The organism is Ruegeria sp. YS9 (assembly GCF_024628725.1).
Taxonomy (GTDB): domain Bacteria; phylum Pseudomonadota; class Alphaproteobacteria; order Rhodobacterales; family Rhodobacteraceae; genus Ruegeria; species Ruegeria atlantica_C.
Genome location: NZ_CP102409.1, coordinates 748,261 through 773,249, shown reverse-complemented (window position 1 = coordinate 773,249; position 24,989 = coordinate 748,261). Strand labels below are relative to the sequence as shown.

Below are 24,989 nucleotides of genomic sequence, written 5' to 3'. Positions count from 1 at the left end.
ATCAGCCCCACATGAGTGGTCTGGCATTGTTGGTTGGTGCATGACCGGCCTTTGGTTGACCGACAGGATGCTTTGCGGCGCTCGCGCCCTCAGTGGCGATCGAGGATTCTGCAAAGCTCCGTCGCATGTGCCACACGGCTAAAATACGGATTAGGAATCTTCAACGATTTTCAATACCAAAAAAAACCAGCCCTTGAGCCGCATGCCTTCGGGCAATCACGAGGCAGGACTTGCCTCGGATAAACTATCAAAAAAGGCAACAAGGTCTTCAGCAACCGCAGCTTCGGCTTTCTGACACATTGAAGATCTGCCAACGAAAACGAGATTTGGTCGTCCGCAAGGGCCCTGCAAACCCACAAGGCCACTGAGGCAAAAAGCAATCACCGGACAGCCAGCCAGGTCTGCGATTTTTGGAATCTCAGCCCGGTCTGGCTGCACATTGTTGCAGGTTTGGCCAGTGACGCGCTTTTCTTCGCAAAGCTTTCGTCAGCCTGACTGAAATAGCACTTTTGCCAAGAACCGGTCTTAGTTCATGCCCAAGGCTTCTTTGTACATCTCAATGACAGCCTCTTGCTCGGCAATATCATCCTTATCTCTTTTTCTGAGAGAAATGATGCTGCGAAGAGCCTTCACATCGTAGCCGCGTGATTTACTCTCTGCGTACACTTCCTTTATTTGATCCGCGATGTCTTTCTTTTCCAACTCCAGGCGCTCGATACGCTCAACAAATTGGCGCAGCTCCCCAGAGGTGACCTTGTAACTTGCTTCTGCTTCTTCCGACATGCTCATCCAATTCTTCCCAATTCTGGATCATCACCGCTAAGAGAATACAGTTCATACCCCGTGTATTCGTCTCAAGCTTTGGTTGCTACACACAAAACAGTTTTCTAGAGGCAGAAGCAACGACGTGCCCGGGCCTCGGCCATGGCTTCTTTTCGTTGTTCCACCAGGTTGTTTTCACCGCATCCAGACCCTCAAACCGTTCGATGAACTGGCACGTTTCATCAGCAGTCACGCGACAGTTGGGGGCAGCCTGATTGTTGATGATGCCTTCCATACGCGTCCGTCCCACGGGCTGAAATCTGATGCAGGAAGCCGGATACAATGCCGCCGCCCGGGTCGCAAGCACCCAATCCCACCCAAACCCCAAGTGTGCTTGTACGGCGCGATCCGATCCGGTAAGCGCGGGGGGGGGGGTAGTTCAAGAAGAGATGTAGGGCACCATGTTCGAATTCATCACCTGGGGCGGCGCAGCCCTTTCTCTGGCCGGACTCGCCGGCCTGGTCTGGTGTATTCTTCGCGTGATGAAAGCGCGCAAAGCGGGTCTGTCAGACGACGAATTGCGCGCGACCGTTCAGGGCGTTTTGCCTTGGAACCTGGCGTCTTTGTTCCTGTCCGTTCTTGGATTGATGCTGGTCATCCTCGGGATATCCTTTGGATGACTTCTTGTATCAAACCGGCAGGTTATCGAACTGCGCTTCCATAGCGTCTTCGCACAGGGCTGCATCCAGACGCCGCAGGCGGGACGGCACCTGCATCCCCTGCTGTCGCATACGGTCGACAACCTTGCTCACACTCGGCTGAAGCGCCAAACGCGTATCAAGGCTCGCATTTCTGAGCTCTTGCTCAAGCCGTTCTGCTTCGGAATAAAGACTTGTCGATGTCATAATACCCTCCCAAGTGTCGCCAGTATCCCAGATATAGGTAACGGGAATAAGACCCGCTGATGTTAACCTGAAATTGTGCGGGATATTGCCCAACACGTTCGCGTTTTCGGCAATCCGGCGCGGATGACCCAAATTTTAGGCTGTTTCAATCGCGAATGCCTTGACCCGCATCAAACACAGGTTCGATGTTGCATCACATTCCATTTTACATATATGATCGTGACAACTGATACGGAGGAAATCATGACACCCACAGTGAAAGCGTTTTTTGACGATCAAACCTTCACGGTGTCCTACGTTGTTCATGAACCGCAAGGGCGTGCCTGCGCCATCATCGACAGTGTCCTGGATTTCGATCACGCGTCGGGGCGCACAGAGACAAAATCGGCTGACGCAATCATCGACTTTGTGCGCGCGCACGATCTAAAGGTCGAATGGATTCTGGAAAGCCACGTTCACGCCGATCACCTGTCCGCGGCCCCCTACCTGCAACAGGAACTGGGTGGCAAAATCGGAATAGGCGCTCAGATCGTCACCGTGCAGGACACGTTCGGCAAAGTCTTCAATGAAGGAACCGAGTTCCAGCGCGATGGCAGCCAGTTCGACGCCTTGTTCTCGGAGGGGGACAGTTTCCACATTGGGCAGATGCGGGGCGATGTTCTCCATACCCCGGGGCATACCCCGGCCTGCCTGACCTATGTGATAGGCGACGCCGCCTTTGTGGGCGACACGCTGTTCATGCCGGATTTCGGAACGGCGCGCTGCGATTTTCCCGGTGGCTCCTCAGCCACATTGTTTGAATCGATCCAGAAAATCCTGTCGCTGCCAGACGAAACGCGCATCTTTGTCGGACATGACTACAAAGCGCCGGGCCGCGATGAATATGCCTGGGAAACGACGGTAGGCGAACAGAAAGCGCTGAACGTCCATATCGGAAAAGGGCGGAGCATCGAAGAATTCGTGGAAATGCGCGACGCAAGGGACGCCACCCTTGCCATGCCGCGCCTGATCCTGCCCTCTTTGCAGGTCAACATGCGGGCGGGGCAAATGCCGCCTGCTGATGAGCAAGGCGATGTATTCCTGAAGCTGCCGGTGAACAAAATCTGACGCAAGTCAAATCAATCAAAAAAGGATAAACCCACATGAACATCGAGTGGATCTGGGGGCTGTGCGGTGGCCTGCTGATAGGCCTGGGCGGAGCCGTGTACCTGCTTGGAAATGGCAGGATCATGGGTGCTAGCGGCATTTTGGGTGGCCTTGTCGATGGTGAGGCCGGCGACACCAAAGCTGAACGTCTGGCCTTCATCGCCGGGTTGATCGGAATGCCGCTTCTGCTGCGGCCACTGATCGCCCCCGAGGCCCAAACGCATCTTACCAACAATCTAGGCCTTGTTGTTGTGGCCGGGCTTCTGGTCGGTGTGGGAACGCGTATCGCCAATGGCTGCACGTCGGGTCACGGGGTCTGTGGCATCTCGCGGTTTTCTCTGCGCGGCATCGTGGCCACCGTATTCTATATCCTTGCCGGCGGAATGACCCTCGTCCTGCTGCGCCATGTTTGGGGGTTGATCTGATGCGCCTTTTGATTGCTTTGCTTGCAGGATCGCTTTTCGGTGCCGGATTGTTGATTTCTGGCATGACGGACACGACCAAAGTTCAGGGTTGGCTGGATGTTTTCGGAAACTGGGACCCGACCTTGGCCTTTGTGATGGGTGGCGCCATCCTGCCGATGCTTCTGGCCTGGAGGCTGACCACCGGGCGCAAGGCCTTGACCGGAGGCGATTTTCCACCCCCTGCGAGGTCCGAGGTTGATCGCAGGCTCATCATTGGTTCCGTCCTGTTCGGAATGGGCTGGGGCTTGGCCGGGCTTTGCCCGGGACCGGCGATGGCCTCGCTGACATATGGTGGTTTGGGTGGGCTGGTCTTTCTGATCGCGATGATTGCAGGCATGTTCATCGCACCAACGCTAGGGGCTCAACTGGACAGAGCCGCAAACGCGGCCTAAGGATTTCGCATGGAGATTCGACCGATCACGCCCCGCTATGCTGTCTCGCCGCAGATCACGGTTGAAGACGTCCCGGCAATTGCCGAGGCAGGCTTCGTCAAGGTGATCTGCAACCGGCCCGATGTTGAGGTTCCCGCGATCATGCAATCCGACGCGATCGGTGAAGCCGTCCGTGCCGCGGGCATGGAATACGAGGTGTTGGAGCTGACCCACCAGACCATGACGCCCGAGATCGCAAAGCGGCAGCGTGACCTGGCAGAAAACTGCGATGGTCCGGTTCTGGCTTATTGCGCCTCGGGCACTCGATGTTCGGTGGTCTGGGCCCTTGGTCAATGCGACCGCATGAGCACGGACGACATTCTAGCCGCCACGACAAATGCCGGGTATCAACTGGAAAACCTGCGCCCTGCCCTGGAACAACTCCGCAGCAAGGCAGACTAGGCCCTATTCTGCGTCGGGATTCGTGTCGGCGGCGTCAAGGCCAGCCAGTTGCGAAATCTCTGCGACCATCCGCTCGGAATCGTTCAATGACAGATCGGTGTCCGTCAGGTCCAAACCCTCGTCCCCTATTGCCGGCGGCATGACATCCACCGCGCTGGAATCTGGTTCGACCAGGTGGTCGTGCGGCTGCATTCTCCCTCGGCTCTCGATGAACTCCTGCGCGTCGTCCCCCGACAAGGCGGGTAAGGCTGCATGTTCGTTCAATCGAACGGCGCGCAACCCACCACATTGACCAAGGCGGCCAATACCCGTTGGCTTTCGGTCGATGGTCAATATCTCAGTTCTGTCCAGACGCGCCCCGCGCAATGGCAAAACACATCCAGGTTGAATTTCTGACAGATCGGACAATGGCAGCGACATCCGGCACAAGACGGCGTTCAGTTCCGCCCGCACAACACCCGATGCCTGCTCGAGTCGGGGACCGGCCGGGTCCGAGACCTCCTCTGCCTTTTCCGGGGTGGCAGGATGCTCTGGAAGAAAGATCGAGATCTGTCCCTGCTGCGCCCCGCCGGCCAGATCAACCGTCAGATCGAAGACGCGGTATTCATCTTCAGTCATGGCCAACGACAAGCCGCGCGAATCTTTCGCACGTGTCGCGAACTCATATCCCGTCAGGCAGACCTCCTCGGCCGCAGCGTCTATGGAGCCGGCGGACAAGGTCAGAGCGGTTTCGATAAATGGCACCACCATGGCGGCATCCGTATCCGTGAAGGCCCTTGGGTCGGGATCACCGGGCAGTACGTGACCGATGGTCTGGGTTTGCACAACGGCGGACACCACATGCGGGCTCAGGCAAATCCCAGCGCGCGCCTCCGGCCCGTCAAACACCAACATCAGCCAATCCTGAGCGACTGATTCCACCATGTCATCCTGCGTGCGGTCGGCCTGTTTTGCCCCGACGACGGCCAAGGGAAGGTTCAATCGCTCACTTGCTGCCCGCGCAAACCCCAAGCGCAGCGCCCGCAGAACCGAACGCGGGCGATCGCCTAGATCTTTTCGTCCAACAGACAGTTTGCGCGCCAAAGCAGCGCTGACAGTTTGTGACATGGCGCCCGATCACCAGTTGCTTCAATAACTGGCTATTGGTTTACCCTGCCGAGCGTTACGAAGTTCTTTATGGCTGTGTCATTGCGCGGCCTGCTGGAATGCCAAAGGCAGGCTGACCCGGAATGCCGCGCCGCCCTGCCCGGGCAAATATGTGATCTCACCGCCCAACCGTTGCATGATCTCGCGGCAAATGGCCAAGCCCAGACCTGCGCCCCCTGCCTTGTCGACCCCGACTCGGGCAAATTTCTCGAACACCATCGAACGCGCGCCGGGGGGAATGCCGCTGCCGTTGTCGATGAAATCGATGATGACCCTGCCGCCGACGTCGTGGGCTGAAATGACCAATACCGGATCTTCCGCGTCACAGTATTTCTGCGCGTTCGAGATCAGATTGATGAACACCTGCCCCAATCGGTCCAGATCCGTATGCAGGCGCATTCGCTCTGCCGTAAAAGTCCGCCGGACCATGATTTTCCGCTCTGCTCCGGCCAGTGCGCTGGACACCGCCCGGTCCAGAACCGAACGCAAACTGTCATCGCTGAGGTTCAGATTGACCTGCCCGTTTTCCAGCACGCTCAAGTCCAGCAGATCGTCGAGAAGCCGGGTCAGGCGCAAGGCCTCATCGTGAATGATTGCAGCATAGCGGGTCTGCTCCTCTCGGCTCAGGCCCTCTGTATCCCGCATGATCTCGGAAAACGCCCGGATCGAGGTCATCGGCGTGCGCAACTCGTGACTGACCTGGCTGAGGAAGCTGTCTTTTTGCTCGGAAATCTGCGTCAGTTTGGTGTTCGCTTCACGCAGTTGGCGCGCCGTACGGGACAATTCGGACGACTTCTCTTCCAACCTCCCCGAATACTCCAGAAGCTGCGCCGATTCATCCGCCACCGCCAGCAGATCTTCTACGGAAACTGAAGACCCACCGACGATCTGAGCGATCATCGCATGCGCCGTGGCGGTGCCAACCGACCCGCTCAACTCTCTCTCCAGACGGTTGAGGAAACCCGGGGTGGGTTCCGGCATATGCGACCGGCCACCCTGTTTTTCAGCCTCAGCCTGAAAGAACTCCTGCGCCGGGGCGGTGCCCAGAATACGCTGTGTCATGATCATCAGGTCTTCGCTTTGCGCCACCGAACCGGACCAGCCACCCGGTGAAACCGAGTGATCGAAAACGTTGACGAACTGCGCGCCCTGCAAACGCTCCAGAGGGCTGGGAAAGCTCAGCAGGGACGCCACGCAAAAGGCAATGGTATTGAGGGACAGAGACCACATCACGGTATGGACCATCGGGTCGATCCCTTCGATCCCGAACAGGGCATGAGGACGCAACCAGGCAAGGCCGAACAGCCCATTCTGCATGACGGCCTCCGGCATCCACGGCGCGCCCATACCCGGCAACAACAGCGTATAAATCCACAATGAGAAACCGACGCTCAACCCGACAAGTGCCCCTGTGCGGGTTGCTCCGCGCCAGAACAATCCCCCGACCAAAGCAGGCAGGATCTGCGAGATGCCCGCAAAGGCGATCAATCCGATCGAGGCCAGTGCCGCACCCCCGCCGGACAACCGATAATAGAAGAAACCCAACGCCATGATCACGGCGATGGAAACACGGCGCGCTATCAAAACAATGCTGCGCACATCGCCCGAGACTGACCCTGTTCCTTCATGCGTGCTCAGCCAAATCGGCATGACCACATGGTTCGACACCATCGTCGACAAGGCCATTGCGCTGACGATGACCATCGACGTTGCGGACGAAAACCCGCCGATAAAGGACAGCATGGCCAACCAGTCATTGCCCTGCGACAGCGGTACCGTCAGCACGAACAGGTCGGGATTGGCCCCCTCTGGCAACAGGTCCAGACCAACGACGGCAATTGGCACGACAAAAAGGCTCATCAAAAGCAGATAGAGCGGAAACGCCCATGCGGCGGTTCGCAGATGGCTTTCGTCATCGTTTTCGACCACCATCACCTGAAACATGCGCGGCAGGCAGATAAAGGCCGCGGCGGACAGGAATATGAAAGTTGTCCAGCGCCCGGCATCGACGTTCCACTGTCCGATTTCCGAGGCATCTATCCGCTCCATCATCGGGCCAACGCCACCGGCAATGCCCCACACCACGAAAACGCCCACGGCGATAAGAGCAAACAGTTTGACAACGGCTTCCACGGCAATGGCGGTGACCACACCGTGGTGACGCTCGTTTACGTCCAAATTACGCGTACCGAAGAGAATTGCGAACACGGCCAGCCCCGCGGCGACCCAGAAAACACTGGCCCCTTCGCGATACAGACCTGATGGATCGGCTTCGGCGAATATCGAAAATGACAGGGTAATCGATTGCAACTGAAGCGCGATGTAGGGCGTCCCGCCAAGCACGGCCAGAACGGTCACACACACGGCAAGCGTGTTCGACTTGCCATAGCGCGAAGACAACAGGTCCGCGATCGAGGTCACCCGCTGACTGCGCCCGACCCTCACCAGTTTGCGCAGTCCCCACCACCAACTGACCATCACCAGGGTTGGGCCAAGGTAAATCGTTACAAACTCCAACCCGGACCGCGCGGCATTGCCCACCGCACCATAGAATGTCCATGCCGTGCAATAGATCGACAGCGACAACGTATAGATCAGGGGCGACCGCAGCCACTTGCCCCGCCCTGCCGCAGCCATCCGGTCAGCGGCGAAAGCCACGGCGAACAAGAAAACGACATAGCCAAGGCAGACCAGGATCAGCGTGTTAATGGTTGCCATCACTCAGCGTCCGCGTCCTGATCCTCGCGCACGCCCAAACGGCGGGCGGCAATTCCAAAAAACAACCCAACCACGATCAGCGCGCCCCAGCAGACAAAGATGTAGTACATTGCTGAAGACAGGGGGACAGCCTCGCCCTTGCCGGGCTGATCGGGCCACAGCAACGGAAGCGCCAGCAGAGCCCCCCCCATGAACGGCAAAAGCCGCGCCGCATCCGCCAGCCTACGTCGGCGATAGCTTTGACGTTCGAGAAAAAGCGAGGGTCGTGCGCCCTGTGGTGCGTCCTTTTTGCCCTCGCCAGACATCATATCCGTGTCGCCTGCGCGTGAAGATCGCGCACGGCCGTCAGAACTTCGGCATTGGAAAACGGTTTGGTCATGAAACGGCTGACGCCTGCGTTTTCCGCCATTTCCCTGTCGCGCGATTGACCGCGCGCCGTCAGCATCAAAACCGGCAAACCTGCCAGCTCCTCCATTTCTCGGATGTCCCGCAGGATATCCATGCCGCTCTTGCCCGGCAGCATGACGTCCAGAATGACCAGATCGGGCTGTGCCCTCTGAATCACCTGAACCGCATCCGTGCCATCGCCATGCGTGTCCACCTGCCATCCCTCGCGGGTCAACAGAAACCGGATTGCTTCGGCAATGTTCGGCTCGTCCTCGATCAACAGAACCTTACGGCTCATATTTTCAGTTCCTCCCCAAGACCGTTCCTCCATCCTCAGATCGGTCCCGTCCAGATTAAGCCTTCTGTCGGGAAAGTGTCAAAAGCCTTCGCTCAAAATCGACGGTTCGCGGCGGGCCTTGCAGGCATTGCTGGGACAGACACGGCAGTTCGGCCCGACTTGCGTGACCGGAGCGCCGCCTGCCGCCTCGTTGCCCGAACGGACCAGCATAACCGAGCGATAAACGGGATCCTGATCATACCCCAATACCGCATAAGGCCAAGCATAGGCGAAGCATTCGAATTCAGCCGGGGTCCGTCCCATCTGGACAACCTGCTTGCGCACCGGAACAAGTGGGCGGCTCAAAGCCGTGAACAACGGCCACAGCGGGCAAACCTCACCATGCCGCGCCAAAGCAAAGCCCGGAATCGGCTTGATGAACAATATGCTGCCGGATGCATCGCACAGCACCATGCCAACCGGCTGCGGCAACACGTCATCGGGTATGAACGCCAGTCGTCGCAGAACGGTGGCGACGTCTACGGAAAAGCGATAAGCCAACGCGATGGGATCCGTGTCGCCTTTTTGCAGACGTGATCGAAGCGCATCCAGCGGCAAAGCTACGGCATCATCGCGATACATCTTCAGAACTTCACGCGCCACAGTTCGCGCAGCCGACGTGTTGAGACTGCTCAGATCAACGGCATCCACGTCCTCGCCCTGTTCCAATTCCGAAAAACTGTACCTGCGGGATTCGAAGAACGCTTCGACCTCTTCAAGCGGAACACCGCGCGGATCAATTGACGAGTCGCTTTCGTCCAGAAAGGTTACAAGTGCCTTTGAACTGCCGGCCAGCCGCTCTGCATCCTGGTGCAGGTTTTTGTGAAATCGTTCCCGCCACTCTGCTTCGATGTCCTCTGTGTCTGCAAGAATTGCCGCCGTTGAACGAATCGCCGCCGCCGTTGACAGCACTTCGTGCATTGATGCCGCAAGATGCGGGTCATGAGTCAGCCGGTCTGACAGGATCTCGACATTCCGTTCAAGCGAAACAACACGGCGGTGCATCTGCGCAAGCACCCCGGCCCATCCGGGAAAGCGCCCGGCAAATTCCTCCAGCCCGTCCACTTCGGCCTGCTGCCCGACGGCGTCATCCGCCGCCTCCCGCAGGGCCGACACAAGGGTCGCCTCGATCCCCTGTGTCAGGACTGAGGGTTCGACGGAAAGCGCAGACGCTATGCCCACCAGCAATTTGCCACCGATCCGGCGGCGGTTATGTTCGATCAGGTTCAGGTAGGACGCGGAAATCCCGGCAAGGCGGGCAAGTTCCGCCTGCCGAAGCCCGGCAATCTGCCGTCTCTCCCGAATGCGGCTTCCCGTCAACATATCACGCATGATCGTATTCTCCTGACCAGGCTTCAGCCTCTTTTTTCAGAACATATCATGTGTTTCACCGGTTTACCCAGGGATTTTCAAACCGTATTTACAACCTTGACAAAAGCGGCAGCCGCCAATGCGCATCAATGGCCACAGGAAACCGCATCTCCCCTTCAATTCCGCGTGGTTTCCCGGCACGATAAGCGGATGAGTGACCCCGCCTTTGAATATGCACCGATCGGGCTTGTTGAGCTGGAAAACCGGATCATCAGACGCTGCAATCTGCAATTCGCCCGCACTTTCGGCGGGGAAGAGGCCGATTACCGCAACATGCCGCTGTTGCATCTCTATCCCTCGGTCGCGGATTGGGAGAGGATCGGGGAACGCAGCCTGCAAGTGATGCGAGACACCGGGTACTACACGGATGAACGCGTCATGCGGCGTCGCAATGGCGATCTGTTCTGGTGCCGCGCCCGTGGCCGCTCTTTGACGCCCGATGACCCCTTCCGCCATGGAATCTGGAGCTTTTCCGACATCTCGGAAGAACGTCCCCTTGTCGAATTGACCGTGCGAGAACGCGAAGTGGCGATCCTGTCCTGCCGCGGCCTGTCCGCCAAGGAAATCGGCGTCGAACTGGGCCTGAGTTACCGCACAATCGAAGCCTATCGCGCCCGCCTGCTTGAGAAATTCGGCGCCCGCAAACTGCCCGAGCTTGTCGCCAAATTGTCAGGGATGCCTCTGTAACCTGTCCGCCCCTTTAAATTATACGGGATTCCCGCCTGTGATGGTGCGAGTCGGCGCTTTTCATGCACCGCCGCTTAGCCTATAACCCTGCGTAATTTGATCAGAGCCCGCAAGAAACAGACGGGCCAAAGGGGAACCGTCGAGGACACTCATGACAGACACCAAACACGAAGCGGATGTGGCATTCATCAAGGCTCTGGCCGAGTTGCTGCGTGACAACGACCTGACCGAATTGCAGGTCAAGCGCGAATATGGCGAGGAAGACAGCCTGAACGTGCGAGTAAGCCGCATGACACAGGCCGCAGCCGCACCAGTTCAGGTTGCCGTACCTGCGGCGGCACCAGCTGCTGCCGCGGCTGCGCCTGCCGTGGCCGAAGCCCCTGCTGCCCAGGAAGATCCAGCCAGCCACCCCGGCGCTGTAACGTCGCCCATGGTTGGCACCGTCTACATGCAGCCCGAGCCCGGCGCCCCCGCATTTATCTCGGTCGGCGCCTCCGTGTCCGAAGGCGACACGCTGCTGATTGTCGAAGCGATGAAGACCATGAACCACATCCACGCGCCCAAGTCGGGTACCGTCAAGCGTGTTCTGGTCGGCGATGGCGACGCTGTGGAATTCGGCACTCCTCTGGTCATCATCGAGTAAGGCGGGCCCATGTTCGACAAGATCCTGATTGCCAACCGAGGCGAGATCGCCCTGCGCGTCATCCGCGCCGCCCGCGAGATGGGGATTAAGACGGTAGCCGTCCACTCCACCGCGGATAGCGACGCGATGCATGTGCGCATGGCGGACGAATCGGTCTGCATCGGCCCCCCGCCCAGCCCCCAGAGTTACCTGTCCGTGCCCGCGATCATTTCGGCCTGTGAAATCACCGGAGCGCAGGCGATCCACCCTGGCTATGGCTTCCTGTCCGAGAATGCCGAGTTCGTGCAGATCGTCGAAGATCACGGAATCACGTTCATCGGCCCCACTGCGGAACACATCCGCGTCATGGGCGACAAGATTACGGCCAAGGACACGATGAAGGCTCTGGGCGTACCTTGTGTGCCGGGATCAGACGGCGGCGTGCCTGATCTTGCGACGGCCAAGAAGATCGGTGAGGAATTCGGCTATCCGGTCATCATCAAGGCTACCGCAGGCGGCGGCGGTCGCGGCATGAAAGTTGCGATGAACGCTGACGAAATGGAAAGCGCCTTCATGACTGCACGGGCCGAAGGCAAGGCCGCCTTTGGCAATGACGAAGTCTATATCGAGAAATACCTGACCACGCCGCGCCACATCGAAATTCAGGTGTTTGGCGACGGGAAAGGCAAGGCTGTTCATCTGGGCGAACGGGATTGTTCGCTTCAGCGGCGCCACCAGAAGGTGTTCGAAGAGGCCCCCGGCCCCTGCATCACGCCCGAAGAACGCGCCAAGATCGGCAAGGTCTGCGCCGACGCGGTCGCCAAGATCAACTATATCGGCGCCGGCACCATCGAGTTCCTCTACGAAAATGGCGAGTTCTATTTCATCGAAATGAACACCCGTCTTCAGGTGGAACATCCAGTCACCGAAGGTATCTTTGGCGTCGATCTGGTGCGCGAGCAAATCCTTGTCGCCGCGGGTGAACCGATGTCGTTCGGTCAGGACGATCTGGAAATCAACGGCCACGCCATCGAGGTTCGGATCAACGCCGAAAAGCTGCCGAATTTCTCGCCCTGTCCCGGCAAGATCACCGCGTACCACGCACCGGGTGGCCTTGGCGTTCGAATGGACTCGGCTCTCTATGACGGGTATTCGATTCCACCCTATTATGACTCGCTGATCGCCAAGCTGATCGTGCAGGGCCGTGACCGGGCCGAAGCGCTGGCCCGACTGGAACGCGCATTGGGGGAGTTGATTGTCGACGGCATCGATACCACGGTACCTCTGTTCCACGCACTGTTGCAGGAACCCGATCTGCGCAGCGGCGACTACAACATCCACTGGCTGGAGCGCTGGCTTGCGGAGAACATGGAACAATAGTCACCAAGGACCGGAGGGCCCATGCCCTCCGGTTGCCTCATACCTGACATGAGCCTGTCCCCCGAACTTTTGTTGCATGGCTATTCCATCGGTATCTTTCCGATGGCCGAGCATCGCGATGACCCCGAGCTGTTTTGGGTCGATCCCAAGTTCCGCGGCGTCTTTCCACTGGACGGATTCCACATTTCTCGAAGCCTGGCGCGCCGTATCCGAAACTGCGGGTTCGATATCTCGATCGACCAGGATTTTTCTGGCGTCGTCGACGGGTGTGCCGACAGGGCCGATACCTGGATCAACGCCCAGCTTCATGACCTGTACCGTCAGTTGCACCAAACCGGGCATGCGCATTCATTGGAAATCTGGGAAGACGATGCGCTGGTGGGGGGCGTCTATGGCGTGACCCTGGGCGCGGCATTCTTTGGCGAAAGCATGTTTTCAAGGCGCAAGGACGCTTCGAAAATCGCCCTCGCCTATCTTGTGGACCGCCTGCGGCAAACCGGCTTCCGCCTGTTTGACACGCAGTTTCTGACCGCGCACCTGGCCTCTTTGGGCGCAATCGAAATTCCGCGCGGTGCCTACAAGAAAGAACTGGAAGAGGCCTTGAACCACAGCGCCGATTTCTCGGCACCGCTGAATCAGTCGGCGGCGGGTGTGATACACCGTATGACCCAAACGTCATAACGCGCGTGATCCAGCGCATTCAACGCGGGGGAGGTTGCGATCATCCAACCGTCAAACAGCTGATCGGCCTTTCCGCTCTCCCAGATGGTCAGATAGGCGAATGCGTCACCGGTTGGATTGTCAACGGGATAACGGCAATCTCCCAAGGCAACATCCAGCCCAAAAACCGCTGCTGTCTCGCCGGTCTGCAATTCAACATCGACAGTCTGGCCGTTCACCTTGTCGAGGCCCCGCAACATTGCCCCGGGTCCAGATTGAACTTTCTGCTGCGCAGCCGCACCAGTGGCGGCCAGCAACAAGGCCAGAAACGCGGCGCGTATCATTCGCTGCCGTCTCCGGCTACGAACTTTACCAGGAGCGAAATCAGGCTGACCGCGCCCTGTGTATCCTCGATCTCATCGCCGGGATCAAAGTAGAATGGCGAGCCGCCGGGCATTACCTCGACGAAATTGCCCCCCAGCAGTCCTTCAGACGAAATGACTATGGCACTGTCGTCCGGCACCAGAATCCCGTCCGCAATCGTGAAAGTCGTGTCAGCTCGATAGGTTTCAGGGTTCAGGGTGACGCCCGTCACGGTTCCGATCTTGACGCCAGCAAGGCGCACATCCGTGCCGACACCCACGCCCTCCAGTGATCTGAAAGACGCGCCCAGTTCGTATCCAGCAGCCCCTTGCGACAAGCCCGTCGATTGGCTGGCATAGACACCAAACGCCACGGCACCGGCCAATACGACACCGCCGACAAGAACTTCGGTCCAGTTATGGGTCGACATTATCGCCTCGTCTATTCCGGGCTCCAGGCCTCATAGTCCTTACGTTCAACCGGTTCCGCGCGACGCAGAGATCCGGCCGGAGCATAGGCCAGCGCGGTGCCGGTCAGGTTTTCCTGATGTGGTTTTTCCCAGGATTTATGCGGCAGCGGTTTATCCGTCGGAGGCTCGTCCCAAGTGCGATGCAACCAACCATGCCATTCAGGATCAACCCGGCTGGCTTCGGCCTCGCCATTGAAGATAACCCAACGCCTGCTGTCATCGGCATTGCGGTAAAACACGTTGCCTTCATTGTCTTCGCCCACTTTCACGCCCTTGCGTGCAGTGTAGATCTGAGTGTTCAAAGTCGACCCATTCCACCAGGTCACGGCTCGCAAAAGACTGTTCAGGATTCCCATCGGGTGCCTCCGGCATTTCGTCGAGGAAAGGTATGGACCAAAGGCCCGCTAAGGTCCAGTACCCCTGATACCACCTGCGTCACTCCGGCAGAAAGGCGGTCACTTCGATCTCGATCCTGTATTTCGGATCGATCAAACCGCATTCGATCATTGTCGCTGCCGGAGGATTGGCTCCGAAAGTTTCGGCTAGGATCGGCCAGCACGGCTCGAACTCACTGCGATCGGGCAGCATGTATGTGACGCGAACCACATCGTGAAAGCCCGCGCCAGCCTCTGCCAAAGCCTTCTCGATCGTCGCCAGGGCTGATCGGCATTGTTCAACCGCGCCTTCACCCTGCCCGACAGTACCGGCGACGTGAACCCATCCGCCCGCGACCACCGCACGGCAGTACCCGACCTTGGCTTCGAACTCACCGCCCGAAGAAATGCGCTTCACTGCCATAATTCGTCACCTTTGTTGTTCGAAAACTTGCTTAAGCTTCCGCCGCCTAACTGCACCGACACTCATGTGCGAGCGACGGATCCACAGCTTCATCTGGCTAAAAATATCTCGGGGGGATGCCCGAAGGGCAGCGGGGGCAGAGCCCCCTGAACCGGTTCAAGTGAAGTCCCACCGTCGCGGCAAATAGCCCGATCTCAACCGGCCGATGCCGACTCCGGTGCAGCGTCGGTATAGATGAACAGAGGCTGCGAGTCAGACATGACCGCCTCTTCGTTCACCACAACTTCGCTGACATTCTTCATTCCAGGCAATTCGAACATCGTATCCAGCAGAATATCTTCCAGGATCGACCGCAGACCCCGCGCGCCGGTTTTGCGCTCGATGGCCTTTTTGGCGATTGCCTTCAAGGCATCATCCGTAAAGGCCAGCTCAACATCCTCCAGTTCGAACAGACGCTGGTATTGCTTGACCAATGCGTTCTTGGGCTTGGTCAGGATAGTCACCAGCGCGTCTTCATCCAGGTCCTCAAGCGTCGCCAGAACCGGCAGACGACCGACGAATTCCGGGATCAGGCCAAATTTCAGAAGATCCTCGGGTTCCAGTTCCTTGAATATCTCGCCGACACCGCGGTCATCATTGTCGCGTACATCGGCGCCAAAGCCCATGGCCGAACCTTTGCCGCGTTGCGCGATGATCTTGTCCAGACCCGCGAATGCACCGCCACAGATGAACAGAATGTTCGTCGTGTCCACTTGCAGGAATTCCTGCTGGGGATGCTTGCGGCCACCCTGTGGGGGGACGCTGGCCACTGTCCCCTCCATCAGTTTCAGCAATGCCTGCTGCACGCCCTCACCGGACACGTCACGCGTGATCGAGGGGTTCTCGGATTTGCGGGTAATCTTGTCGACCTCATCGATATAGACGATGCCGCGCTGCGCACGTTCGACGTTGTACTCACTCGCCTGCAACAGCTTGAGAATGATGTTTTCGACATCCTCACCCACATAGCCGGCTTCGGTCAGCGTGGTCGCGTCAGCCATGGTAAACGGCACGTCCAGAATACGCGCCAGCGTTTGCGCCAGAAGCGTTTTACCGCAACCGGTCGGGCCTATCAGCAGGATATTCGACTTTGCCAGTTCGATATCGCTGCCCGCTTTCTGAGCGTGGTTCAAACGCTTGTAATGGTTGTGAACGGCAACCGACAGAACCCGCTTTGCGGTGGCCTGACCGATTACATAATCGTCCAGCACTTCGCAGATATCCTTGGGCGTCGGAACACCGTCAGAAGACTTCAGCCCGCTGGCCTTGGTCTCTTCGCGGATGATGTCCATGCACAGCTCAACACATTCATCACAGATGAAAACCGTGGGGCCTGCGATCAGCTTCCGGACTTCATGCTGGCTTTTGCCACAGAAGCTGCAATAGAGCGTGTTTTTCCCATCGCCGCCTGAATTCGTCGCCATGATCTACCTTTCGGGCTTCGTCCCTGCACCCCTTTTCGGGGGCGCTTACACCTGTGTGTGCAGCTTAGGCCAGCACTCTGGCGGCTACAATCTCAAAATGACCCCCGCGCCGGTGACGCGGGGTATTGGCCTCAGGCCTCTTCCGTGTCCATTTTCGCTCGGTTTTCGACGATTTCGTCGATGTGACCCCATTCCTTGGCCTCTTCCGGGCTCATGAAATTGTCACGATCCAGCGCTTTTTCGACCGCCTTTTTCGTCTGTCCGGTATGACGCACGTAGATGTCATACAGGCGATCCTTCAGCTTTTGCGTCTCGGCCGCGTGAATCATGATGTCACTGGCCTGGCCCTGGTACCCGCCGCTGGGCTGGTGCACCATGATGCGGCTGTTGGGCAGCGAAAAGCGCATTCCCTTCTCGCCCCCGGCCAGCAGAACCGAGCCCATCGAGGCCGCCTGACCGATAACCAATGTCGAACATTTCGGCTTAATGTATTGCATTGTGTCGTAAATCGACAACCCGCTGGTCACCACACCACCGGGCGAGTTGATGTAGATCGAGATTTCCTTGTTCGGGTTTTCCGCCTCGAGGTGCAGCAATTGCGCCACAACAAGATGGCTCATCCCATCATGGATCGGTCCGTTGATGAATATGATCCGCTCTTTCAGCAGGCGGGAGAAAATATCATAGGCGCGCTCGCCCCGACTGGTCTGCTCAACGACCATGGGGACAAGTGTATTCATGTAGGTTTCTACGGGATCGAACATTCGTAACCTGCCTGTTTAGCTATGGATCGGGACAATATCCCAACAAGTGTTACCTGAGTCTTAGTGTCGGCTAAGGGGGGCTGCAAGGGGGGCAAGTGAGAACGCTGACCGAATGTCGATCATCATCAATCGTCAAAGCGAACCATCTGTTGTTTCCAGGGCCGATCCGCCAATCGCCATCATTTGAATTACACGCCCCTTGCGTTTCGGGAACATTCAATCCGAACTCGCCTTTCACACATCACGCTATTTTGATTCATACATATAGAAATGAATGTACGAAACATGTACTGAAGGGTCTCACACTCACGTCTCTTTACGTACGGAAACAACGCCCGGCCAACGGGTTTGCAAGGAACTCAATCGATGGCACTTCCTCAGCTGTCCAATGACATGTCACAAGAAGATTTTGACCGCATGGTCACCAACGCGACGCGCGCGTCCAATTTCCTCAAGGCTATAAGCCACGAAGGCAGATTGATGATCCTGTGTCACCTTGTGTCAGGTGAAAAATCCGTCACCGAACTGGAAGAGTTGCTGTCCGCCAGGCAAGCCGCTGTTTCACAGCAGCTTTCCCGTCTGCGACTTGAAGGGCTGGTGATACCTCGCAGGGAAGGCAAAGCCATCTATTATCGTCTGGCGGATGAACGTCCGCGCCGCATGCTCGAAGTCGTTTACGAGCTCTTCTGCGGCGAAGCCTCGGCCTAAGAACTGGCTCCGCCTGAAAAAAGGTGCTACCGAAAAAAAGATCGAGCACCAAGGAGACGAATATGATCCGCGTAATTCTGATTGGCCTGAGTCTGTTTGCACTGACCGCCTGCGAAACCGCAAAAGGCGCCGGCAAGGACATCGAAAAAGCCGGAGATGCCATTCAAGGCGCAGCAACCGACGTGCAGGAAAGCCTGTAAGACACTTTATTTTGCGGCGGGCGTAGAACAATCATCAATATATGGTTGAAAGACCTCGCATGCCGCGGTAGCTTGCCCTTACAGGTGCATAGACGCGGCATTGCATCATCTGACGCTAAATCGGGGCTCTTTTGCACACGCAGAAGAGCCCCGGTCCCTTTCGGCAGGGGTGAGTGGTAGCCTGTATGAAACCGAAATCGGCAAAGGAAAAGGCGTCAGGTGCGCAGACGCGGTCTTTGCATGCATCCTTTCGGACACTCCTGACGCCTTACCGGTTCGATGCACCCCGAAGGGCACCCCGATCCAGTTGCCCCAGCCTCCTGAGAGACTGCGGCTGCCGCTTTGCCCCCGAAGGAACATCACAGCGTGCATCGGCCTTCTGAGAAGGTGGCCATCCGACTTGGGCACGAAACCCGCACTCGGCCGATCACCCACCGGTAAGCCATTGCAGTTCAACGCAAATCCTAAGATCCGGTCTCTCTGCCAAGACCCCCGGGCCTTTGCGCCCCACCTTCGGTTCCGAAGAACCTGTGTGGTGTTCAGACTGTTGCAGCACGCCTTGTATCTGACAAGAAAATAGCACCGCAGCATGAAAATTAGACGGGGATAAACTGTTGGTATCTGCCGGGAAATCTTTGTGGATAATCCGAGAAGTTTTGACTCCACGCATGTTTGTCCCGGGAAATTTTCAGGCCTGAACCTGACCCCGGTTTTTTGCCCAATGCTGCGGGCGCAAAGGCCACCGCACGCGCCGTTAGTTGAGAATTGCAGGATTTGTACAACCTTCGGACCACCAATCTTTCGAATCGTACATACGGAGATTCGCCGATGCGTTGCACCATTTCCCATGCGCGCGCCAATTTGGGCGCTCTGGTCACCCGTGCACAGGACCCGCGCGAAGTGATCATTCTGACCCGGCACGGCAAACCGCTGGCCGCTCTGGTCTCGGTCGCCGAGGCGAAGCGGATCTGGCATTTGCAGGATGATGACGAGATCGGGTGGAAACACCCGCTGTCGGGAATTCGCGGGATGTGGTCGCAGGGACGCAACATCCCCGGAATGGAACCGGGACCGGACGGCAGCTATGTCACCGCGCGCGAAGCCGCGCTGAAGGTTCGCGAAATCCAGATGACCCGCGCCGAGGAACGCCGCATTCTTGCGCGGGGCGGTCTGGATCCTGTCGCAGGCGGTGAACTGGCCGCCCGGCCCGTCTCCTCGCTGTGGAGACGATTGTTCCGTTTTTGAGAAGCGGTCCGACCCGCGCGTGGCAACCTACTAACCTCCGCCGCAGTCAATATCGCAGCAGCGGTACTTACCCCCTACAATCGCCCGGGCCGGACACGCTTCAGTTCACCTGACGTTCCAGAACGGTGCTGTAGGTCGTTCCGGTCCGCAGGCTACGGAAATCGGCAAAAATCCTGCCATCTTCGTACCGCGCATCGATCAACGCATTCGCGCCGATCAGCAGAGGTGAGGTTTCGACGATGCCGATACTGCCCGTCCCATCGAGGCTGATGGTGCCGGTGGCCTCGTATTCATTCCAGTCGGTATCGCCATCGCGACGCCATTTGCTGTGCCCCCAGAAAACGTTGCCGTCCTGAAGCTGCACATCCAGCATCCATTCGGCCTGATTGAACCGGGGCTGATCGCCTTTGTAGTAATGGCTGGGCTGGACGGTCGTGTAGGACCCCAGCCATGTGCCGCGCAGGTCGGGCGTGGTATCGGCCAGCGCGGCCGTTCCAAGGGCGAGGGTCGTGGCCAAAGCGGCTGCTCCGGCAGTCATGTATCTGGTCATGGCTCTCTCCTGTTCGTCTGGTCAACAGATTGGGAGGGCACGTGGCGGTTGCAACTTACCTTAGGGAAACTTCATGATTGGTTCACCGGGGGCTTAGAATGGGGCTTCAGGCCCAGGCCAGAGCCGTCCCAACAATGACCAGCGCGATGCCGATCCCCTCGCGATAGGAAAAGTTCTCGCCAAACAGGAAATACGAGGCGATGGCGATCAGCACGACCTCGGCCCCCAGAATGCCGGTATAGATGATGCCCAATCGTTCGTTGCGCAGCGCGGCAAGTTCCAGCGTCGCGGCGGCCAGCAACGTGGCAACAATCAAAAGGGTCAGGCCAACACCGGGAATCTTCCACCAGAACTTCATCGAGATCATGGCAACGGAATAGAGACCCGCCGATCCGAGGGCGATGAGAGGGATGAGCGATGTGGACATAAGGGCCTCCTGCCGAGGTTGCCGTTGGGTCAAGTGTAGCAGGAGGGTGTGGATGGGACTGTGAGGTTGGTCACAGGTGTTAGATGGACAACTGATACGATGCTATTTAAACGTTCGAATTAGATAAAAGATTGTGTGAAACATGCTGTAGAATCCCCAACCACCAAAAATAAGAAACAGCACCCAACCAGGGTTAAACTCCTGCTGATCAAAGGCGCGGAAAGTGTGGTCCATAGTGCTTTGCAAAGCAAAGTATGAAAAATAAGTCAGGCCAATCGTCGCGACGGGCCAGCGCTCCAAGATAGTTCTATAGTTCATTGCCATAGCAACAACCTAACGAGGTGATCTGTCAGCGGCTAGTCACAGAAATCCAAGTGATGAGGGCAGCGCCAACCCGAGGGGGTGAGCGGCGTCTCGGAATTCGTCCAGTGCACGAATTCAGCCGCGAACGGGCAGAGTCCAAGGGCGCAAACGCACCACCCGTTTTTTTCGAAGGTAAACCCTGAGGTTGACGCAGGAAGGTCATCCCAAAGGCGGGCATTCGTGCTTATACGTTACTGACGGAACTCACTTTAGGCCCACAAAACGAGAATACTTGTTTTTCGCTTCAAAGGTTTACTTTCCATCGCTTCAACAGTTTAACGAAAACCTCGCGTGTAATGGAACTAAAGGGTTTCGAGGAAAAGTACTGTGTCTTCCAACTTCCATCCTTCAGATTATGACGATCTCTTGTCCTCAGCACAGTGGAACGAAAACTTGCGCGACCTCAATCAGTATGTCGCACATTCGCTTGAACAAGTGGGTGAACCACCTGCGCTGAATGGCAATCTGTTCTATGAACACCGCGCGACGGGTTTTCAAACACAGCCATTTATTGAAAGATTCGAACCCAAACGAAGAAATTTCTTTGAGTTGGCCCGACGCTCGACACGTCTGTTCGAAATAGGCGTGAATGCGGGCCACAGCATGTTGTTGGCGCTTATGGCCAACCCTGAAATCAAGTGCGTCGGCGTGGATGTCTGCCAGAGATTGAACCGCCGGTGGGCCCGCGTGGACATTTACGTGCCGGCAGCATTCAACTGGCTAAGGTACAAGTTTCCTGACCGGGTTGAGCTGATAAAAGGAAACTCTCTGATCGAAGCTCCGGCATACGCCCTGAGGCACCCTGATGCGAAAATCGATTTCCTGCACCTGGACGGGGCCAAGGACACGCACCTCAGAGAGGTTCTGGCCCTCCACGCTCTCATGCCGTCCGGTGCCTTCATCGTGCATGACGATTCCAACCTCAGACCGGTTCGAATTGCGGACAGACAGTTGAGGCGCCTGAACTTTTCCAAGCCGATTGATTACAGCGAATTCGGCCTGACGGACTGCGAATTCCATTTGGTGCGAGCCGCCACCTGATCAGGTGGCATCAAGCTCGAACCCAAAAAGCAAACCTGTCAGTGACTGTTCAAAACGGACAGCTTCAGCTGTCCATCTTCAAAGCAGAAATAAACGCCTCCTGCGGGATATCGACCTTCCCGAACTGGCGCATTTTCTTCTTACCCGCCTTCTGCTTGTCCAGCAGCTTGCGTTTCCGCGTGGCGTCGCCGCCGTAGCATTTCGCGGTCACGTCCTTGCGTAAGGCAGACAGGGTCTCGCGCGCGATGACCTTGCCTCCGATGGCGGCCTGGATCGGGATTTTGAACATGTGGCGCGGGATCAGGTCCTTGAGCTTTTCGCACATCGCCCGGCCCCGCATCTCGGCCCGGTCGCGGTGAACCATGGTCGACAGCGCGTCAACGGGTTCATCATTCACCAGTACCGACATCTTGACCAGGTTGTCCTCGGTATAGCCTGTCATCTGGTAGTCAAACGACGCATAGCCCTTGGTCACCGATTTCAGGCGGTCGTAGAAATCAAAAACGACCTCGTTCAGCGGCAGGTCATAGACGACCATGGCGCGGCTGCCCGCATAGGTCAGGTCCAGCTGGATGCCGCGGCGGTCCTGGCAGAGTTTCAGCACGTCGCCAAGGAATTCATCCGGCACAAGGATGGTCGCCTTGATGCGCGGTTCCTCGATATGGTCGACCTTCGACGGGTCGGGCATGTCGGCGGGGTTGTGCAGCTCGATCATCTCGCCGTCTTTCATGTAGACGTGATAAATCACCGACGGCGCGGTGGTGATGAGCTCGATATCATATTCACGTTCGATACGGTCGCGGATGACCTCGAGGTGCAGCAGGCCCAGGAAGCCGCAGCGGAAGCCAAAGCCCAGCGCGGCCGAGGTTTCCATTTCGAACGAGAAAGAGGCATCGTTGAGCGCCAGTTTGTCGATCGCATCGCGCAGGTCTTCGAATTCGGCGCTGTCCACCGGGAACAGGCCGCAGAACACCACCGGCTGCGCGGGCTTGAAGCCCGGAAGCGCCTCTTCGGTGCCGTTGCGGTCATTGGTGATGGTGTCACCGACGCGGGTGTCGCGAACCTGTTTGATCGATGCGGTCAGGAAGCCGATCTCGCCTGGGCCAAGGCTGTCGACCATCTGCATCTCGGGGCGGAAGACGCCAACGCGGTCGACATGGTGCAGGGTGTTGTTCGACATGAACTTGACCCGCATCCCCTTTTTCAGCGTGCCGTCCATGATGCGGACCAGAACGATGACACCGAGATAGGCATCGTACCACGAATCCACCAGCATCGCCTTGAGCGGCGCGTCCAGAGTGCCCTGCGGCGCGGGCAGTTGCTGCACGATGGCCTCGAGCGTCTCATGGATACCCTGCCCCGTCTTGGCGGAAACCTGAATGGCATCGGTCGCGTCGATGCCAATCACGTCCTCGATCTGTTCTGCCACACGGTCACAGTCGGACGCGGGCAGATCGATCTTGTTCAGCACCGGCACGATCTCGTGATCGGCGTCGATGGCCTGATACACGTTTGCCAGCGTCTGCGCCTCGACCCCTTGGGTGGAGTCCACGACCAGCAGAGAGCCCTCGACCGCGCGCATCGACCGGCTGACCTCATAGGCGAAATCCACGTGACCGGGGGTGTCGATCAGGTTCAGCACGTACTGCTCGCCATTGTCGGCGGTATAGTCGATGCGAACGGTGTTGGCCTTGATGGTAATGCCACGCTCGCGTTCGATATCCATGCTGTCGAGCAGCTGTTCCTTCATGTCACGATCCTGCACTGTCCCGGTCTCCTGGATGAGCCGGTCAGCAAGGGTGGATTTGCCATGGTCGATATGCGCGACGATGGAGAAATTGCGGATATGAGCGAGGTCTGTCATGGAGTGGGGATATGTAGAGGAATCGTGGGTTGGTCAATAGAAACGCGACAGAGTTTCATTGCTTGTGTGCTAAACAGCCGGAGGGTAGGCTGGAACGCACATATTAGCAGGGATGCACATGGTTATATTATCCCGTCCAGAAGAGTTTGACGATTGGCTAAATTCGCTTTCAAACACGGCACTGAAAGCATTTGCGACGCGTTCAGCCTTACAAGTTCTTCCCTATGCTTTTGTTTTATCAGATCAAGAAAGTAGCAGCCGCGAACAGGCGCAATTCCTTCTAGCTTGCTTTAGAGCCAATATTGTTTCTGGACTCGTTGGTGCTGGGCTTTACCCAGAAATAGGTTCTGTCACCTCTAGTGCTCTAGCCACCCTCGACGCCGCCAATACCGAAAACGGGTACGGCACGTTAACCGAACCGACCTTATCCAATGTCGCAACTGCCGTCGCCGCAACCTTCTATGCAACACGCGCCACGTCTGCCGAAGCAATTCACGATCTCAATGCCAACGCATTCACATACGGTGCCGAAATTACCCAAGCGCTATCTGCCGATGCTATTGCGCTAACCGCGACACCAGATGAAACTGCGCAGGTGTTTGCCACCGAACTGTGGCATGGTGCAGTACCAGAACCGTACGCCAGCTTGTCGCAGCAGTTCTCCGAAAATGCCCCCGAGACGCCATGGGAGTTTTGGGCTGAATGGTACGAGGGAATGCTGAAGGGTGAACCGTTGGACTGGGAACTTCAACGAAGGATTGCGCTGATCGATGAGAGCATATGGAACTCTGGGGTTGACGCAATTGCCTATGAGATCGAACAAATCCGGACGCGATGGGAAGTCGAGAAAGCCTTATCGGACATCAAAGATAGCCTGCGTGTCAGAACCTCAGCGCGCCACGGTATCGGTGGGAACAACCCTCCTGAGAGAATCGAAGACGAACGGTTGTCCGGCGCGATAACCTTGATCTGGGAAGCGACCGAAGAACTCTCGACGGCTTTGGAAGAGGAACGCCCTGCTCGCGAGCGGATTGAGGCTATTCTAGCTAAGTTCAAATCCGGATTGGCAGGATTTCTCAAGTGGTGCGCAGGCAAAGGCGATCTTGCGGTCGATACTTTGATCAAGTGGGGTATTCCTGCGACAGGAGCAGGGTATGCTGCAAAGTATCCAGAGAAAATTGAAGCGTTGATCAAAGCCATCGAAGACTGGCTGCCGTACTTGCACTGACCGGTGCCGGGCTGAAGCCCGGCCTACGGGGGTGGTGGGGGTGTATCGTTTCCGGATCGTGCGATCACTTTTTCGCAACGTATGATTG

The 24,989-nt window shown here is 57.4% G+C and carries 30 protein-coding genes; 14 read left to right on the top strand and 16 right to left on the bottom strand.

From position 1 onward, the window contains the following. Positions 1-525: 525 nt before the first annotated feature. Complete coding sequence (locus NOR97_RS04025) at positions 526-789, bottom strand: DUF2312 domain-containing protein (RefSeq protein WP_152457363.1); 264 nt, start codon at positions 787-789, stop codon at positions 526-528. Between the two features lie 434 nt (positions 790-1,223). Here NOR97_RS04025 and NOR97_RS04020 point away from each other — a divergent pair, with 434 nt between their 5' ends. Next, positions 1,224-1,442 (top strand): hypothetical protein, encoded by a 219-nt coding sequence (locus NOR97_RS04020; protein WP_257600275.1) that lies wholly within the window; start codon positions 1,224-1,226, stop codon positions 1,440-1,442. Between the two features lie 9 nt (positions 1,443-1,451). On the opposite strand, the gene NOR97_RS04015 is transcribed toward NOR97_RS04020, so the two are convergent. Further along, positions 1,452-1,667: a hypothetical protein gene (locus NOR97_RS04015; RefSeq protein WP_170345081.1), complete on the bottom strand. Its 216-nt coding sequence runs from the start codon at positions 1,665-1,667 to the stop codon at positions 1,452-1,454. A gap of 243 nt (positions 1,668-1,910) precedes the next feature. On the opposite strand from NOR97_RS04015, the gene NOR97_RS04010 reads away from it, so the two are divergent. Genes NOR97_RS04010 through NOR97_RS03995 form a run of 4 tightly spaced genes read left to right on the top strand, consistent with a single transcriptional unit; the run spans position 1,911 to position 4,110 of the window. Next, complete coding sequence (locus tag NOR97_RS04010) at positions 1,911-2,774, top strand: MBL fold metallo-hydrolase (RefSeq protein ID WP_170345080.1); 864 nt, start codon at positions 1,911-1,913, stop codon at positions 2,772-2,774. 35 nt (positions 2,775-2,809) lie between these two features. Then, positions 2,810-3,238, top strand: coding sequence for a YeeE/YedE family protein (locus tag NOR97_RS04005; RefSeq protein ID WP_170345079.1), 429 nt, complete (start codon positions 2,810-2,812; stop codon positions 3,236-3,238). Next, positions 3,238-3,669: a DUF6691 family protein gene (locus tag NOR97_RS04000; RefSeq protein WP_170345078.1), complete on the top strand. Its 432-nt coding sequence runs from the start codon at positions 3,238-3,240 to the stop codon at positions 3,667-3,669. The genes NOR97_RS04005 and NOR97_RS04000 overlap by 1 nt, the downstream gene beginning before the upstream one ends. Before the next feature lie 9 nt (positions 3,670-3,678). Continuing rightward, positions 3,679-4,110 carry a TIGR01244 family sulfur transferase gene (locus NOR97_RS03995; protein WP_170345077.1) on the top strand — a complete coding sequence of 144 codons (432 nt, stop codon included), beginning with the start codon at positions 3,679-3,681 and terminating at the stop codon, positions 4,108-4,110. A gap of 3 nt (positions 4,111-4,113) precedes the next feature. Here the strand turns inward: NOR97_RS03995 and NOR97_RS03990 are convergent, their stop codons facing one another. The 5 genes from NOR97_RS03990 to NOR97_RS03970 form a co-directional block, all read right to left on the bottom strand. Further along, on the bottom strand, positions 4,114-5,217 hold the full coding sequence (locus NOR97_RS03990) for a FliM/FliN family flagellar motor C-terminal domain-containing protein (RefSeq protein ID WP_257600274.1): 1,104 nt from the start codon (positions 5,215-5,217) through the stop codon (positions 4,114-4,116). A 78-nt stretch (positions 5,218-5,295) separates the two neighbouring features. Next, positions 5,296-7,974 carry a sensor histidine kinase gene (locus NOR97_RS03985; RefSeq protein ID WP_170345075.1) on the bottom strand — a complete coding sequence of 893 codons (2,679 nt, stop codon included), beginning with the start codon at positions 7,972-7,974 and terminating at the stop codon, positions 5,296-5,298. Further along, positions 7,974-8,282, bottom strand: a complete 309-nt coding sequence (locus NOR97_RS03980; protein ID WP_257600273.1) for a hypothetical protein — start codon at positions 8,280-8,282, stop codon at positions 7,974-7,976. The genes NOR97_RS03985 and NOR97_RS03980 overlap by 1 nt, the downstream gene beginning before the upstream one ends. Next, on the bottom strand, positions 8,279-8,659 hold the full coding sequence (locus NOR97_RS03975) for a response regulator transcription factor (protein ID WP_152457354.1): 381 nt from the start codon (positions 8,657-8,659) through the stop codon (positions 8,279-8,281). The genes NOR97_RS03980 and NOR97_RS03975 overlap by 4 nt, the downstream gene beginning before the upstream one ends. A gap of 78 nt (positions 8,660-8,737) precedes the next feature. Then, the gene (locus NOR97_RS03970) at positions 8,738-10,030 is read right to left on the bottom strand and encodes a helix-turn-helix domain-containing protein (RefSeq protein WP_257600272.1); all 1,293 of its coding nucleotides are present in this window, start codon (positions 10,028-10,030) and stop codon (positions 8,738-8,740) included. Positions 10,031-10,219: 189 nt separating this feature from the next. Between NOR97_RS03970 and NOR97_RS03965 the strand changes: the two genes are divergently transcribed. The 4 genes from NOR97_RS03965 to aat all read left to right on the top strand — a co-directional run bounded on the left by NOR97_RS03965 (position 10,220) and on the right by aat (position 13,439). Next, positions 10,220-10,756 carry a LuxR C-terminal-related transcriptional regulator gene (locus NOR97_RS03965; RefSeq protein ID WP_170345073.1) on the top strand — a complete coding sequence of 179 codons (537 nt, stop codon included), beginning with the start codon at positions 10,220-10,222 and terminating at the stop codon, positions 10,754-10,756. Positions 10,757-10,907: 151 nt separating this feature from the next. Then, positions 10,908-11,399 (top strand): acetyl-CoA carboxylase biotin carboxyl carrier protein, encoded by a 492-nt coding sequence (accB, locus tag NOR97_RS03960; protein ID WP_257600271.1) that lies wholly within the window; start codon positions 10,908-10,910, stop codon positions 11,397-11,399. A gap of 9 nt (positions 11,400-11,408) precedes the next feature. Beyond that, positions 11,409-12,758, top strand: a complete 1,350-nt coding sequence (accC, locus tag NOR97_RS03955; RefSeq protein WP_170345071.1) for an acetyl-CoA carboxylase biotin carboxylase subunit — start codon at positions 11,409-11,411, stop codon at positions 12,756-12,758. A 48-nt stretch (positions 12,759-12,806) separates the two neighbouring features. Further along, positions 12,807-13,439, top strand: a complete 633-nt coding sequence (aat, locus tag NOR97_RS03950; protein ID WP_217355936.1) for a leucyl/phenylalanyl-tRNA--protein transferase — start codon at positions 12,807-12,809, stop codon at positions 13,437-13,439. On the opposite strand, the gene NOR97_RS03945 is transcribed toward aat, so the two are convergent. The 6 genes from NOR97_RS03945 to NOR97_RS03920 form a co-directional block, all read right to left on the bottom strand. Further along, on the bottom strand, positions 13,394-13,762 hold the full coding sequence (locus NOR97_RS03945) for a DUF2155 domain-containing protein (protein WP_170345069.1): 369 nt from the start codon (positions 13,760-13,762) through the stop codon (positions 13,394-13,396). The genes aat and NOR97_RS03945 overlap by 46 nt on opposite strands. Continuing rightward, positions 13,759-14,211, bottom strand: coding sequence for an outer membrane lipid asymmetry maintenance protein MlaD (gene mlaD / locus NOR97_RS03940; RefSeq protein ID WP_170345068.1), 453 nt, complete (start codon positions 14,209-14,211; stop codon positions 13,759-13,761). The genes NOR97_RS03945 and mlaD overlap by 4 nt, the downstream gene beginning before the upstream one ends. Positions 14,212-14,222: 11 nt before the next feature. Next, positions 14,223-14,606 (bottom strand): NADH:ubiquinone oxidoreductase subunit NDUFA12, encoded by a 384-nt coding sequence (locus NOR97_RS03935; protein WP_170345067.1) that lies wholly within the window; start codon positions 14,604-14,606, stop codon positions 14,223-14,225. A 79-nt stretch (positions 14,607-14,685) separates the two neighbouring features. Continuing rightward, positions 14,686-15,048, bottom strand: coding sequence for a RidA family protein (locus NOR97_RS03930; protein ID WP_170345066.1), 363 nt, complete (start codon positions 15,046-15,048; stop codon positions 14,686-14,688). A 194-nt stretch (positions 15,049-15,242) separates the two neighbouring features. After that, complete coding sequence (clpX, locus tag NOR97_RS03925) at positions 15,243-16,511, bottom strand: ATP-dependent Clp protease ATP-binding subunit ClpX (protein WP_257600269.1); 1,269 nt, start codon at positions 16,509-16,511, stop codon at positions 15,243-15,245. A 131-nt stretch (positions 16,512-16,642) separates the two neighbouring features. Next, a complete protein-coding gene (locus NOR97_RS03920; protein ID WP_117869644.1) occupies positions 16,643-17,275 on the bottom strand; it encodes an ATP-dependent Clp protease proteolytic subunit in 633 nt (210 codons plus the stop codon). 366 nt (positions 17,276-17,641) lie between these two features. On the opposite strand from NOR97_RS03920, the gene NOR97_RS03915 reads away from it, so the two are divergent. From NOR97_RS03915 to NOR97_RS03905, 3 genes are all read left to right on the top strand, one after another. Beyond that, positions 17,642-17,983 (top strand): helix-turn-helix transcriptional regulator, encoded by a 342-nt coding sequence (locus NOR97_RS03915; RefSeq protein ID WP_257600268.1) that lies wholly within the window; start codon positions 17,642-17,644, stop codon positions 17,981-17,983. Positions 17,984-18,045: 62 nt separating this feature from the next. After that, entirely contained in the window at positions 18,046-18,183 is a 138-nt protein-coding gene (locus NOR97_RS03910; protein ID WP_117869646.1) for an entericidin A/B family lipoprotein, read from the top strand. A gap of 828 nt (positions 18,184-19,011) precedes the next feature. Next, on the top strand, positions 19,012-19,428 hold the full coding sequence (locus tag NOR97_RS03905) for a type II toxin-antitoxin system Phd/YefM family antitoxin (protein ID WP_257600267.1): 417 nt from the start codon (positions 19,012-19,014) through the stop codon (positions 19,426-19,428). Positions 19,429-19,528: 100 nt separating this feature from the next. Here the strand turns inward: NOR97_RS03905 and NOR97_RS03900 are convergent, their stop codons facing one another. Both NOR97_RS03900 and NOR97_RS03895 read right to left on the bottom strand, forming a co-directional pair. Further along, positions 19,529-19,978: a hypothetical protein gene (locus tag NOR97_RS03900; RefSeq protein WP_170345062.1), complete on the bottom strand. Its 450-nt coding sequence runs from the start codon at positions 19,976-19,978 to the stop codon at positions 19,529-19,531. Between the two features lie 106 nt (positions 19,979-20,084). Then, on the bottom strand, positions 20,085-20,405 hold the full coding sequence (locus tag NOR97_RS03895) for a hypothetical protein (protein WP_170345061.1): 321 nt from the start codon (positions 20,403-20,405) through the stop codon (positions 20,085-20,087). Between the two features lie 690 nt (positions 20,406-21,095). Here NOR97_RS03895 and NOR97_RS03890 point away from each other — a divergent pair. Then, positions 21,096-21,809 (top strand): class I SAM-dependent methyltransferase, encoded by a 714-nt coding sequence (locus tag NOR97_RS03890; RefSeq protein WP_117869650.1) that lies wholly within the window; start codon positions 21,096-21,098, stop codon positions 21,807-21,809. A gap of 64 nt (positions 21,810-21,873) precedes the next feature. Here NOR97_RS03890 and lepA read toward each other — a convergent pair whose 3' ends face one another. Then, the gene (gene lepA / locus NOR97_RS03885; RefSeq protein WP_257600266.1) at positions 21,874-23,673 is read right to left on the bottom strand and encodes a translation elongation factor 4; all 1,800 of its coding nucleotides are present in this window, start codon (positions 23,671-23,673) and stop codon (positions 21,874-21,876) included. Between the two features lie 118 nt (positions 23,674-23,791). On the opposite strand from lepA, the gene NOR97_RS03880 reads away from it, so the two are divergent. Further along, a complete protein-coding gene (locus NOR97_RS03880; RefSeq protein WP_257600265.1) occupies positions 23,792-24,901 on the top strand; it encodes a hypothetical protein in 1,110 nt (369 codons plus the stop codon). Positions 24,902-24,989 lie beyond the last annotated feature (88 nt).